The following is a 13,117-nucleotide window of genomic DNA, read 5'->3' on the forward strand; positions in this document are numbered from 1 at the left end:
CGGCATGAAAATTCTATATGGGGTGCAAGGTACAGGTAATGGGCATATTACCCGAGCCAGAATTATGGCCAAGGCTTTGGCAAAACGTTCAAACGTTACAGTTGATTATATTTTTTCTGGTAGAAACAGAGAAAATTATTTTGATATGCAAGTATTCGAGGATTTTAAAACCTATCATGGATTAAGCTTTGCCACTAAAAAAGGTAAGCTTAATTATTGGGATTCTTATCAGAATTTGCAGTTATCGCAATTTTTTAAAGATGTGAAATCATTAGATCTCGGTGAATACGATTTAGTATTGAATGATTTTGAACCTATCACAGCATGGGCAGCAAAAAAGCAAAAAATACCCTCTATTTCGCTAAGCCATCAAGCTGCTTTTGCTCATCCGATACCAATGAAAGGAGCTGGGGTGATTGATAAATTAGTGATGCGCTATTTTGCGCCAACTGATTTACAGCTAGGTATTCATTGGTATCACTTTGGTTTTCCAATTTTACCGCCTTTTATAGACGACGAGCATTTAGAAAATATCAAAGGTAAAAGTATATTAGTGTATTTGCCTTTTGAAGAAGTGGCAGACATACAAAAGGTATTGGCGACCTTTGCAGAACATGATTTTGTTTGTTTTCATCCGGCGATTAAACACGCACACATTGATGATAATGTGGTTTGGCACTCCCCGGCTAAGATCTCTTTTAAATCGGCGCTAGCTAAGTGCCGCGGGGTGATTGCTAATGCTGGATTCGAGATGGCTAGTGAGTGTTTACATTATAATAAAAACATGTTGCTAAAACCTTTGGCAGGTCAATTTGAGCAAACCTCAAATGCTTTTACTTTAGCGGATTTAGGTTTGTGCCAGTTAATGCAAACCTTAGATTTAGAAGTCATTGAGCAATGGTTACAATTTGAACCTAGTGTGAATGTGCAGTTTAAATCAGATCCTAATATTTTGATTGATTGGCTGTTAAAAAGGCAATGGTCAGATACTCAAGAATTATGTCAGTCTTTATGGGGACAGGTCATTTTTCCACCATCGGTGCAATCTTCTTTAAGACAAATATCGCTTTAACTGCAGGATTATATGCTTTGTTATTTCATATGGCATAAAATATAGCATTCAGCTCTTTCCAGTACTTTGCATTTGTTCAATGTAATGACATCATTAGCCCATATTAAATTAGGTTATTGTTGTTATGCGCCATTCTTATAAATTTACAGTGCTTACGGGGGCTATATTTAGTCTTCTTGTCCTATCCTCATGTGGTCAGAAGCGAAGCTTGTATTTACCGGAAGAGCCTGAGACGAACAGTCCTACTCAGCACATAAAAGAATCATCAGAGGGGAAAAACTAGATGGATTATTTTGCTTATAAAAACGAACAGCTTTTGGCTGAAGAAGTCGCCCTTCTTGATATCGCTAAACAATTCGGCACACCTTGTTACGTTTATTCTAAAGCTACAATAGAGCGACATTGGCACGCATTTAATAATGCGGCAGGTAAACAGCCGCATCTTATTTGTTATGCAGTTAAAGCAAATTCAAATTTGGCCGTGTTAAATGTGATGGCTAAATTAGGCTCAGGCTTTGATATTGTATCTGGTGGTGAATTACTTCGCGTTTTAAAAGCTGGTGGAGATGCCAGCAAAGTAGTTTTTTCTGGGGTAGGTAAAACACCTGAAGAAATTGCCTTAGGACTTGAGAAAGGTATTAAATGTTTTAATGTTGAATCTCGCAGCGAGTTAGCTCGGATTAATGAGGTAGCTAAGAGATTAGATAAAAAAGCGCCTATTTCTATTCGAGTTAACCCTGATGTCGATGCTAAAACACATCCTTATATTTCTACAGGTTTGAAAGATAATAAGTTTGGTGTAGAGCGCGAACAAGCGGTTGAAATTTACCAATATGCGAATAGTTTGTCGAACCTAAATGTAGTTGGAATTGATTGCCATATTGGTTCTCAATTAACTGACATTACTCCTTTTGTTGATGCTTTAGATATTTTACTTGCCTTGATTGATGAATTAGCCAGCCATGGCATTCATATTAAACATCTCGACGTAGGTGGTGGCTTAGGTGTTACTTATAATGATGAAAAGCCTCCTCACCCAGATCAATATACGCAAGCCATTGCTCAGCGTTTAGTGGGACGAGAAGATTTAATGCTTATTTTTGAACCGGGCCGAGCTATTATGGCAAATGCTGGGGTTTTACTGACTAAAGTTGAATTTTTGAAGCAGGGTGCAGAGAAAAACTTTGCTATTGTTGATGCGGCTATGAATGACCTTATTCGACCTGCGCTTTACTCTGCGTGGCAAAATATTATTCCTTTAAATGCAGCGTTGGTAAGAGAAAAGGCTGTCTATGATGTAGTTGGTCCTATCTGTGAAACGGGCGATTTTTTAGGTAAAGGTAGAGAGTTAGCCATTGCACCTGAAGATTATTTAGCTGTACGTAGTGCTGGTGCATACGGTTTTGTAATGGCTTCTAATTACAATAGCCGTTGTCGACCTGCAGAAATATTGGTAGATAAAGATGTGGCTCATTTAGTACGTAAGCGAGAAACTATTGAACAATTATTCGAAAATGAAGCTATACCCGATAATTAATTGTTAACTAAAAGTGTAAAGCCGCTATTCTTATAGCGGCTTTTTATTTACACTTGCAACATGTTTTTTACCAGAGAAATTGCAAGTGAAAAAAATTAGCTACCTAACCGCTAGCCTTACATTACCTTTTTTTGTTAGCGCCAATAGTCCGCAGCCTCCTCAACCTTCTGAACAAGCTTTTCCTTTTTACATGCCAGATGAAAAGCCTGATATGCCTTTAAGTGCTTCTGTTGCTCGGAATTACGATAATTACTTAGCTAATCGACAGGAAAACAATGAGTTGTATACTCAATTTAAATATACAGAATTAAATGGGTTTGATTACCATGGTGGTGACGGTACGATTTCTCGTCGTGATCCTTCTAAAGTTATTTTTGAAAATGGTAAATACTACGTCTGGTATACCTATCGTAATACACCTACTGCGCCAAAAGGTGCTGAAAAAAGCAGTGACACTATACCTTCCGCTGATTGGGATTTATCTGAAATATGGTATGCCACCTCAGAAGATGGTTTTACGTGGCAAGAGCAAGGGGTTGCTGTGCCTCGACCACCAAAACCTAATGTCGGTTGGCGCTCAGTTTCAACCACCGATATTTTAAAATGGAAAGGTAAGTATTACCTTTATTATCAGGGGTTTATGGAGGCTAGTGGCAAGCGGGGGGATGATTGCCCTGTGGCGGTTTCTTATGCGGATTCACCTGATGGCCCTTGGACTGCACTCAATCAAATCGTGATCCCTAATGGTGCTAAAGGTGACTGGGATCAGTTTTCGATTCATGATCCTTATCCTTTAGTACACGATGGCAAGATTTACCTGTATTACAAGTCGGACTTTTCTAAACAAGATGCTAAGCGCGGTTTAGTGCGTATGCATGGACTGGCAATAGCAGAAAATCCATTAGGGCCATTTAAAAAACACCCGCTTAATCCCATTATGGCCGCGGGCCATGAAACCACTTTATTTCCATTTAAAAAGGGAGTGGCGGCCTTTGCAATTCGAGATGGAAATGAAAGAAATACTATTCAATATGCAGAAGATTGGGTTAATTTTAAAATCGCTTCAATTGTTGAATTAATGCCCAATGCCGCGGGACCTTTTATCCCTGATGCATTTACCGATACTAAAGATGGCCGTGGTATTACTTGGGGGATCTCTCACTTTACAGCTGCAAATGGTTGGCAAAATAACCATTCTGTTTTAACGCGATTTGATGTGGATTTAAGTTTGGATGTTGATGACCGTCAGATGAAACGACATAGTCTAAAGTTTACTCCAGAGGAACATTATCGTTATGGATTATCGGCTCAACAAAAAAAACGAATTCAGCAACAAACAGAAAAATTGAGAAGTGAATAAATAAACGACCCTGATTATGCTAATTATTCATTGTTTTTAATCAGATTATTTAAGCTATGGATTGTTAAAGACATAGTCAGTGATTGCTTGAAATGATATAACTGCTTTTAGAATCTCTAGTTAGTTCATTTTTAATTGGCTAGACAATAATTTTAGTTAAGTAGTGACAATGCAAATCCAGTTCTCAAAGATGCAGGGCTTGGGTAATGACTTTGTGGTTATTGATAATGTAACCCAAAATGTGTTTTTTTCTCCGGAAAAAATCCGTCAATTATCCGATCGAAATTTTGGTATCGGCTTCGATCAACTTTTGTTGGTTGAACCACCGTATGATCCTGATCAAGATTTTCATTATCGAATCTTTAATGCTGATGGAACGGAAGTTTCCCAATGTGGTAACGGTGCTAGGTGTTTTGCTCGATTTGTGAAAATGAAAGGGTTAACTAACCGTAATAAAATCGTAGTCAGTACAAAGGCTGGCCGTATGGTTTTATATTTGGAAAAAGACGGACAAGTCACAGTGAATATGGGGGTGCCACAATTTGCACCACACCTAATTCCACTAAAGGCCAATAAACAAGAAAAAACTTATATTATCCGAGCGGATGATCAAACCTTTTTTTGTGGTGCTGTATCCATGGGCAACCCTCACTGTGTATTGTTAGTAGATGACATAAATTTAGCAGATGTGGAAACAATGGGGCCTCTGTTAGAAAAGCATGAGCGATTTACTGAAGGGGTTAATGTTGGTTTTATGCAAATAATTAACCCTAGTCATATTAAGTTACGTGTATATGAAAGAGGGGCCGGTGAAACACTCGCTTGTGGCAGTGGTGCATGTGCCGCAGTGGCTGTTGGGCAGTTACAAAATAGATTAAGTAAAGATGTGAAGGTTGATTTACCTGGTGGAAGTTTAAAAATACGTTGGCAAGGGAAAGACAATGTATTAAAAATGACCGGAGCAGCCGAGCATATTTTTGACGGCTACATAAATTTATAAGAGTAGGGGGGATTTTTAAATAATATGGAAATAAATACTGCATTAGAAACAGATGAACAATTAAGTGCTGAACAGGTAGTAAACTACCTGTTAGATAATCCTGATTTTTTTGCTCAACACCCTAATCTTGTGGAAAAAATTGCTATACCTCATATTCAAAAAGGTAGTGTGTCTTTAGTCGAATTACAAAGTGAGCAATTGCGTAAGAAGGTTCGCAGCCTTAATCATAAGCTTAGTCAATTAATCACAATTGCTAAAAAAAATGAAGAAATTTATCGGATATATGCTGACTTAAATATCAGAATATTGAAGTGTACTTCAATGGATGATTTAACCTTTGTTTTAGAAGAAGTGATTCAAGAAAATTTACAGTTAGCATCTGTCAGTTTAATGCCTTTCAAAGGTGCCCATGCGCTACCAGAAATTCAACGTCGTTTGTTCATTGAAAAACGTTTTAAAAGAGACAAACACTTCTTTGGACGATTAAGTGACCACGAAAGAAAATTATTATTTGCAGATCAAGATGCTAATTCAGTGGCTTTGTTGCTGTTAGGTGACCAAGGGGAGCTGGGTATTTTGGCGATTGGCAGTAAAGATCCTAGTCACTTTAATCCTGATATGGATACTTTGTTGATTTCACAATTACAACAATTTTTGAGTATTTTACTACCTAAAATTCTTAGCTACTAATTGTTGGGTAATAATCAGTTTAGAAATTTGCGTTTAATATATTTATGATTTTCTATAAAAAACTCAATCCCATTCAAGCCATTACTTTTGATTTAGATGATACTTTATATGAAAACGGCAGCGTAATTAAAAATGCTACGGCATCGTTGCGAGCGTTTCAGCATAAGGAGTTCTCTATCACTAAGTCTTTAGATACACAGTACTGGCGTAAAATAGAAAAAGAGTTACTAATAGATCATCCCATATTACATAATGATATTGGCCAGCTTAGATTTCGCTCTTTACAGCTTGGGTTTCAGCAACTTGGTTATAACGAAGAGCAAGCTGTTGATGCAGCCAGGCGGTGTTTTCAACACTTTTATGATCAGCGCAGTAATTTTTCTGTCGATGCTAATATTCATTGGATTTTAAAAACATTAGCCGAGAAAATACCTCTGGTGGCTATTACCAACGGTAATGTAGACGTTGAAAAAATTGGCATTGCCGATTATTTATCAGCCTGTTTTAAATCTAGTGTGACAGTACCTATGAAACCAAACATAGCTATGTTTGATGCGGCTCAAGATATGTTAGCAATACCGGCTAAAAATATTTTGCATGTGGGAGATAATTTAGAGAAAGACGTATTTGGAGCAATTCGAGCAGGCTATCAAGCCGCTTGGTACGCAGAAGATAGAGAAATGTCGCTTAATAGTGAGCAGACACTTACTTTACCTCATGTGCAGTTACAGTCACTCAATCAATTATTAGAGTTAGTCTTCTAGAATATTTTGTTGCATGGTTTCGCAAGGGTTCTGGCATCTAGGTTTACCTACAATTTTGGCCGGGATACCAGCGACGGTAACATGTGCAGGTACGTCGTTTAAAACAACACTACCGGCGCCAATTTTGGCTCCTTCACCTATAGTAATATTACCCAATATTTTGGCTCCTGCCCCAATCATTACCCCTTGACGAATTTTAGGATGTCGGTCGCCTGCTTCATTACCTGTACCACCTAAGGTGACGGATTGCATGATAGACACATTGTCTTCAATTACCGCAGTTTCGCCTACTACAATCCCTGTCGCATGGTCGAACATCACTCCTTGGCCTATATGAGCTGCAGGGTGGATGTCGATAGCAAAAACTTCTGAATTACGACTTTGAATAAAGAGAGCTAGCTCTTTTCGACCCATTTTCCACAGTTGATTAGCTAGTCTGTGCACTTGGATTGCTTGGAAGCCTTTAAAATTGAGCAGTACTGTTAAATGAGTGTTCACCGCAGGGTCTCGATTAAACACAGCTTGAATATCGAACATAGCTGCTTCAGCTATTTCTGGGTGTAGCAGATAACATTGCTCAAACATTTCTTTGATGGTTAATGAGCCCATGACTTTATCTGCTAGTTTATTCGATAGGATAAAACCTAAAGAGGTTTCAAAGTTATGGTGAGCAAGAATACATGTGTGTACATAACTAGATAACAAAGGTTCACTTTCACTTAAGTTTTTTGCTTCTAGTTTTAGTTGTTGCCAAAATTCAATGCTCATCACTTTGTCTCATCATTTTCAAAGGTATTTCTACTAACCTTATTTTTGGGGATGAAGTAGAAAAATAAAAGGTATAAATGCTTTTCTTTGCAATATAGGCACAAATTAGCAGGGCATTCTGCTGAGTATTGCTTTCATTAGTGTATTTAAATACAGTGCTTTGTTATAGTAAAGGCAAATATCCTTTTCAAAATTTGCCCATGGACGTATCTAGACTTCTTGATGAACTAAACGATAAACAACGTGATGCAGTTGCTGCTTCTGCCACTGACATGCTGATCTTAGCTGGTGCCGGTAGTGGCAAAACACGAGTCTTAGTGCATAGAATTTCTTGGTTAATGGAAGTGGAAGGTATTGCTCCTTATGGCATTTTAGCTGTGACCTTTACCAATAAAGCAGCCAAAGAAATGCGCGGGCGAATAGAGCAACTACAAGGAAGTCCTTTATATAGCATGTGGATTGGTACCTTTCATGGTATTGCCCATAGGTTATTACGCACCCATTATGCAGACGTTAACTTACCTGAAAACTTCACTATTTTAGATTCTGATGACCAATATCGAATGGTTAGACGAGTGATTAAAAGTCTTAATCTTGATGAGAAACATTGGCCGCCTAAACAAGTACAATGGTATATCAATGGTAACAAAGATGAAGGCTTACGCCCTGAGCATATTGAGACCTACGGAGATGCTAATCAACAAAAAATGCGCGAGATTTATCAGGTATATCAACAAACCTGTGACCGTTCTGGGTTAGTTGATTTTGCTGAGTTATTGTTACGAGCTCATGAATTATGGCTGAACAACCCTAACATATTAGCCCATTACCAAAAACGTTTTAGAGCGATATTAGTTGACGAATTTCAAGATACTAACAATATTCAATATGCTTGGTTAAGGTTACTTGCTGCGCCAAGCAATAATATGATTATTGTGGGGGATGACGATCAGTCTATCTATGGTTGGCGAGGTGCCAATGTAGAAAATATACAGCATTTTTTGCGAGATTTCCCTACTGCTAAAACCGTTAGATTAGAACAGAATTATCGTTCTACGGGCAATATATTACAAGCCGCTAATGCTGTTATTGATAATAATCAGGGGCGTCTAGGTAAAGAGTTATGGACTGAAGATGGCAATGGAGAAACGATTTCTTTGTATGCAGGTTTTAATGAACTTGATGAAGCTAGATTTAACATCTCTCGAATAAAAGAGTGGCGTGATACTGGTAATGCCTTGGTTGATTGCGCCATTTTATATCGTAATAATGCTCAATCACGGGTACTCGAAGAAGCCTTACTTCAAGAATCAATCGCTTACAGAATATATGGCGGATTACGCTTTTTTGAACGCCAGGAAATTCGTGATGCCCTTGGGTATTTGCGCTTAATTAATCAATCTATTGATGATGCGGCATTTGAGAGAATAGTGAATACCCCTACTCGTGGCATGGGGGACAAGACCTTATCGCAGATCCGCGAACTAGCCAAAGAACAAGAATTGTCTATGTGGGATGCAAGTCAGCGGATGTTACAGGAAAAACGTCTAACCGGCCGCGCATCTAATGCATTAAGTGCTTTCATTCAACTTATTAGTCAGTTAGGCCAAGATATTGCGCAGTTACCTCTTGAGGAACAAGCTGATCATGTGATCAAACATTCTGGCCTATTTGCTATGTATAAAGCAGAAAAAGGTGAAAAAGCCCAAGCTAGAATTGAAAACTTGGAAGAATTAGTGACGGCTTGTAAACAATTTGTCGTGCCTGAAGAGGCTGATAATATGACTCCCTTATCTGCTTTTTTAGCTCATGCCTCTTTAGAATCAGGTGAAACACAGGCTGATAGTCATCAGGATGCGGTGCAAATGATGACAATTCATTCATCTAAAGGTTTAGAGTTTCCATTGGTGTTTCTGGTTGGGGTAGAAGAAGGCATGTTCCCTAGTCAGATGAGCAATGATGAGCCTGGCAAAATCGAAGAAGAAAGACGTCTTTGTTACGTCGGTATGACACGTGCAATGCAAAAGTTGTATATCACTTATGCTGAGAACAGACGCGTTTATGGGCAAGACAAATATCATACTCCTTCACGGTTTATTAAAGAGATCCCCGCTGAGTGTATTGAAGAAGTCCGCTTGCGCACCACTATTAGCCGACCGGTACAAAACCGTTTTACGGCAACTACTGGGCATACTGCATTTGAATCGACAGGATTTCAGTTAGGTGAAAGGGTATGCCATCCTAAATTTGCTGAAGGTACAGTGCTAAATTATGAAGGGTCGGGTGAGCATGCCAGAGTGCAAATTAACTTTGATGAATTCGGTACTAAATGGTTGGTGATGTCGTTTGCTAAGTTAACTAAAGTATAGTTGGATTAAATGTGTTGTTTTTTGTTATATCTATTGTGTAATAACCACACCTAAGTTAACCGGTTTTTAGTGATTCTATATTTATGCAACGTAAAGTACTGATTATTGAATATGACTCAAGTAGCATGAAAGTACTGCGAAACTTGATTTCTAAGGCGGGTTTGCGTCCTGTATCTACCGCTAGTTTAATCGAAGCAAAACATGTGTTTTCAGCTTCTGCACCTGAAGAGTATTTGTGTGCAGTCGTTAACTTTAATTTGCCAGATGCAACTAAGGGACAGGCAGTTGATTTTGCCATTCAATCTTTCTTACCCACAATAGTGGTAACTGATACCTTAGATGATGAAATCAGAATTGATATTCTGCAAAAAAATATAGTTGATTATATTCCCAAAGAAAATGCTCAAGTTTATGAATATCTCACAAGATTATTGGCAAGATTAGATAAAAATAAAAAAGTAGGCGTATTGGTAGTAGATGATTCACGAGTGGATAGAAGTGCAATGGTTTCATTATTAAGAAGGCATAATTTTATTACTTATGAAGCACAAAATGCCAGCCAAGCTATACAAGTGTTAACTAATCAATCTACTATTAAACTGGCAATTATTGATGAAAACATTCCAGGCATGTCTGGTTTACAAATGATTTCTAAGTTACGTAGAACATATAGTGAAGAAGACTTGGGGATTATAGGTATCGCAACTGATAGCAATAATGGACTATCAGCTCGGTTTATTAAAAGTGGCGCTAATGATTATTTATATAAGCCTTATTGCCATGAAGAATTTCTCTGCCGGATCATGCAAAATGTTGAGAGGTTAGAGAATATAGCCACCATAAAACGTGTGGCAAATTCCGATTATTTGACTGGTTTACCTAACCGACGACATTTTTTTTCTTGTGTTGAAGCCATACAAAAAAACAAACCGAAACAACAGAGTTTAGCCATTATTGACATCGACCATTTCAAGAATATAAATGACACTTATGGCCATGATTGCGGAGATTATGCTTTAAAAGAAATAGCTAAATTGGTAGCTGATTTTTTTGCTGACTATATTGCTGCTCGTTTTGGTGGTGAAGAATTTTGTGTCTATTTTACAAATACTAATGCAGAAAAAGTATTCGAAATCATGAATGTATTTCGTGTCGCTTTGCAAAATACAACTCTGATTTTTGAAAAGCAACACATATATTGTACTGTAAGTGTCGGTTTAACTAGTCAAACTAAAGGCGGTATTAATGGAATGATACGCATGGCTGATGAAAATTTATATACCGCTAAAAATGGTGGCAGAAATAAAGTAATTAGTAATTAGTAGGAATACCAGATTTGTTGAACATGGCACTCATTAAACAGCTGTTAATCATATTTTTACATTTCCTACTTTTGGGCTGCGTCAGTTTTGGCGGGCCAGCTGCACATATTGGCTATTTCAAATCGACTTTTGTCGATAAATTGCAATGGCTTAAAAATGACGAGTACGCGAATCTCATTAGTCTGAGCCAAATTTTACCCGGTCCAGGTTCCAGCCAAATTGGTTTTGCTATTGGTTTACATAAAGCAGGTTTATGGGGGGGAGTTGCTGCCTTTATTGGTTTTACTTTGCCGTCGTTTATCTTGATGTATTCTTTGGCTTCAATTACAGATTTTAGCCAGTCTAAGCCTTGGTTAGTGGGTTTAATATATGGCCTTAAACTATTAGCTGTAGTAGTCGTACTTGATGCAGTGATTAGTATGTTTAAGAGTTTTTGTAAAACTAAAGTTGCCATAAGTATTGCTCTTTCAAGTGCCGCTTTGTTAATGCTGGTGAGCTCTCCTTTGTGGCAAATATTTGTGATATTAAGCAGTGCGGCAATAGGTGTGTTAACGAGCCGTACAACAGAAAAAAGTGTGCCCTTCAAGTTTGACTCAAATAAATTTAGTTACTGGCCATTGTTAGTGTTTTTGGTTTTATTTGCACTGAGCTTGGTTAGTTGGTCTGCAAGTTATGCCAATATGTTAGCGCCCTTTATTCAGAGTGGCAGTTTGGTATTTGGAGGCGGACATGTAGTTTTACCTTTATTACAGGCATCACTAGGAGATAGCATTAGTCAGGATGCATTTGTTTTTGGCTATGCAGCCGCGCAAGGTGTTCCTGGCCCGATGTTTACGATTGCCACATATATTGGCGGTATAATGAATCCAGCAGTTCCATTGACTGGCGCTTTATTAGCCACTTTAGCTATCTTTTTACCGGGATTTTTACTGGTATTAGCGTTAAGAAATGTTTGGCAAACATTGCTTGCTAATTGTTATTTTTTGGCTGCAACAAGGGGAATCAATGCTGCCGTTGTGGGACTACTCATTGCCGCATTTTATAATCCGATATTGACTAGTGCGATAACTGATTTGTTTGATCTCGTATGGGTGATTGCAGGATTTTTGATACTAAAAATATTTAAACCACACATATGTATATTGATTGTTATTTTCATCACTCTAGGCTTAATAAGTGTGAATGTTTAATCCCAGACACAACGGTTTCGACCGGCTTGTTTAGCTTTAAATAAGTTGGTGTCGGCCTTATCGAGTAATTCGGTTGCATTTGATAAAGTGCAAGTTTTTTCTGTCGGCGAAAAAGTAGCGGCACCAATGCTAATAGTGACTATCTCGTGAGAAGCTCCAGTAGCCGAAGGTATATTCTGTTTACGTACTTTGTCGAGTAAATCTTCTGCGACTGTTTTCGCGCCAGCTAAATCGGTAAAAGGTAATAATAGAACAAACTCTTCTCCGCCATATCTAGCTGAAAAATCCCTTTCTCGCCTTTTGCTTGCTGCAATTAGTAAGGCAACCTTTTTTAAGCATTTATCGCCTTCTAAGTGACCAAATGCGTCGTTGAATAGCTTGAAATTATCAATGTCAATTAACAGAGCTGAAAACGGGTGACCGCCACGCACGGCTGCATACCATTCCTGGTTAAGTGTCGTATCAAGTTGCATTCGATTGGCCAAACCGGTTAAACCGTCGGTACAAGATACTTGCGCTAGTTTTTTCTGTTGCGCCACCATTGCCATTAAATTTTTGACTCGTGAAACTAATATACTGGGTCGAACATTTTTATCGATATAGTCAATAGCGCCCATTGCCAAACATTCATCTTCTTGGTCACGGGTAGGTTGTTCTGCTAAGAACATAATAGGGATATGGGAAGTTAACTGGCTATTCTTTACAAAAGCGCACAGTTCTTGGCCTGATATTATTGGAGTGTTTACAGCACTTAATACTAAGTCTATGTCTTTTAGCATGATGCTTTGTAACGCCGTTTTTCCATCCCGCGCAACTTCTACGTTGAACAGTTTAGAAAACAACGCACTTAGACTTGATATACAAATCACATCATCGTCAATAATAAGTAAGGTTAATTTGTTGGGGTAAGTTGACATAACATCCTTGAACTATACAACTAATGACAATGCTTCAATAATGGATAGCTAGCACTAAATTAGTAAAGACTCTAGAATACATGATTGTCGAGCGAAAATTAAACAACTTAAAATATATTATTTAATAA

The 13,117-nt window shown here is 38.1% G+C and carries 12 protein-coding genes; 10 read left to right on the top strand and 2 right to left on the bottom strand.

From position 1 onward, the window contains the following. The first annotated feature begins 4 nt into the window (after positions 1-4). The 7 genes from GQR87_RS00730 (at position 5) to GQR87_RS00755 (ending at position 6,423) form a co-directional block, all read left to right on the top strand. Complete coding sequence (locus GQR87_RS00730) at positions 5-1,072, top strand: MJ1255/VC2487 family glycosyltransferase (RefSeq protein WP_158965575.1); 1,068 nt, start codon at positions 5-7, stop codon at positions 1,070-1,072. A gap of 124 nt (positions 1,073-1,196) precedes the next feature. Continuing rightward, positions 1,197-1,355, top strand: a complete 159-nt coding sequence (locus GQR87_RS22280) for a lipoprotein (protein WP_233267363.1) — start codon at positions 1,197-1,199, stop codon at positions 1,353-1,355. Beyond that, positions 1,356-2,609, top strand: coding sequence for a diaminopimelate decarboxylase (lysA, locus tag GQR87_RS00735; protein ID WP_158965577.1), 1,254 nt, complete (start codon positions 1,356-1,358; stop codon positions 2,607-2,609). It abuts the gene before it with no gap. A gap of 85 nt (positions 2,610-2,694) precedes the next feature. Next, positions 2,695-3,969, top strand: coding sequence for a family 43 glycosylhydrolase (locus tag GQR87_RS00740; RefSeq protein ID WP_233267364.1), 1,275 nt, complete (start codon positions 2,695-2,697; stop codon positions 3,967-3,969). A 169-nt stretch (positions 3,970-4,138) separates the two neighbouring features. Beyond that, positions 4,139-4,969 carry a diaminopimelate epimerase gene (gene dapF, locus GQR87_RS00745; protein ID WP_158965579.1) on the top strand — a complete coding sequence of 277 codons (831 nt, stop codon included), beginning with the start codon at positions 4,139-4,141 and terminating at the stop codon, positions 4,967-4,969. A 24-nt stretch (positions 4,970-4,993) separates the two neighbouring features. Further along, complete coding sequence (locus GQR87_RS00750; RefSeq protein ID WP_158965581.1) at positions 4,994-5,659, top strand: DUF484 family protein; 666 nt, start codon at positions 4,994-4,996, stop codon at positions 5,657-5,659. Positions 5,660-5,703: 44 nt separating this feature from the next. Beyond that, on the top strand, positions 5,704-6,423 hold the full coding sequence (locus GQR87_RS00755; protein ID WP_158965583.1) for an HAD-IA family hydrolase: 720 nt from the start codon (positions 5,704-5,706) through the stop codon (positions 6,421-6,423). Here GQR87_RS00755 and cysE read toward each other — a convergent pair. Continuing rightward, positions 6,412-7,191 (bottom strand): serine O-acetyltransferase, encoded by a 780-nt coding sequence (gene cysE / locus GQR87_RS00760; protein ID WP_158965585.1) that lies wholly within the window; start codon positions 7,189-7,191, stop codon positions 6,412-6,414. The genes GQR87_RS00755 and cysE overlap by 12 nt on opposite strands. A 200-nt stretch (positions 7,192-7,391) precedes the next feature. Here cysE and uvrD point away from each other — a divergent pair, with 200 nt between their 5' ends. The 3 genes from uvrD to chrA all read left to right on the top strand — a co-directional run bounded on the left by uvrD (position 7,392) and on the right by chrA (position 12,072). Further along, the gene (gene uvrD, locus GQR87_RS00765; RefSeq protein ID WP_158965587.1) at positions 7,392-9,560 is read left to right on the top strand and encodes a DNA helicase II; all 2,169 of its coding nucleotides are present in this window, start codon (positions 7,392-7,394) and stop codon (positions 9,558-9,560) included. A gap of 83 nt (positions 9,561-9,643) precedes the next feature. Continuing rightward, the gene (locus tag GQR87_RS00770; protein WP_158965589.1) at positions 9,644-10,882 is read left to right on the top strand and encodes a diguanylate cyclase; all 1,239 of its coding nucleotides are present in this window, start codon (positions 9,644-9,646) and stop codon (positions 10,880-10,882) included. 23 nt (positions 10,883-10,905) lie between these two features. Beyond that, complete coding sequence (gene chrA, locus GQR87_RS00775; RefSeq protein WP_158965591.1) at positions 10,906-12,072, top strand: chromate efflux transporter; 1,167 nt, start codon at positions 10,906-10,908, stop codon at positions 12,070-12,072. Here the strand turns inward: chrA and GQR87_RS00780 are convergent. Next, complete coding sequence (locus GQR87_RS00780) at positions 12,069-12,989, bottom strand: diguanylate cyclase (RefSeq protein ID WP_158965593.1); 921 nt, start codon at positions 12,987-12,989, stop codon at positions 12,069-12,071. The two genes, chrA and GQR87_RS00780, sit on opposite strands and share 4 nt — an antisense overlap. Between the last annotated feature and the right edge of the window lie 128 nt (positions 12,990-13,117).

The organism is Paraglaciecola sp. L3A3, assembly GCF_009796765.1.
Taxonomy (GTDB): Bacteria; Pseudomonadota; Gammaproteobacteria; order Enterobacterales; family Alteromonadaceae; genus Paraglaciecola.

What these genes read in the sequence shown, in the direction of transcription:
- GQR87_RS00730 (WP_158965575.1), top strand. Translation starts at nt 5, where the DNA reads ATGAAAATTCTATATGGGGTGCAAGGTACAGGTAATGGGCATATTACC.
- GQR87_RS22280 (WP_233267363.1), top strand. Translation starts at nt 1,197, where the DNA reads ATGCGCCATTCTTATAAATTTACAGTGCTTACGGGGGCTATATTTAGT.
- lysA (WP_158965577.1), top strand. Translation starts at nt 1,356, where the DNA reads ATGGATTATTTTGCTTATAAAAACGAACAGCTTTTGGCTGAAGAAGTC.
- dapF (WP_158965579.1), top strand. Translation starts at nt 4,139, where the DNA reads ATGCAAATCCAGTTCTCAAAGATGCAGGGCTTGGGTAATGACTTTGTG.
- GQR87_RS00750 (WP_158965581.1), top strand. Translation starts at nt 4,994, where the DNA reads ATGGAAATAAATACTGCATTAGAAACAGATGAACAATTAAGTGCTGAA.
- GQR87_RS00755 (WP_158965583.1), top strand. Translation starts at nt 5,704, where the DNA reads ATGATTTTCTATAAAAAACTCAATCCCATTCAAGCCATTACTTTTGAT.
- cysE (WP_158965585.1), bottom strand. Translation starts at nt 7,191, where the DNA reads ATGAGCATTGAATTTTGGCAACAACTAAAACTAGAAGCAAAAAACTTA.
- uvrD (WP_158965587.1), top strand. Translation starts at nt 7,392, where the DNA reads ATGGACGTATCTAGACTTCTTGATGAACTAAACGATAAACAACGTGAT.
- GQR87_RS00770 (WP_158965589.1), top strand. Translation starts at nt 9,644, where the DNA reads ATGCAACGTAAAGTACTGATTATTGAATATGACTCAAGTAGCATGAAA.
- chrA (WP_158965591.1), top strand. Translation starts at nt 10,906, where the DNA reads ATGGCACTCATTAAACAGCTGTTAATCATATTTTTACATTTCCTACTT.
- GQR87_RS00780 (WP_158965593.1), bottom strand. Translation starts at nt 12,989, where the DNA reads ATGTCAACTTACCCCAACAAATTAACCTTACTTATTATTGACGATGAT.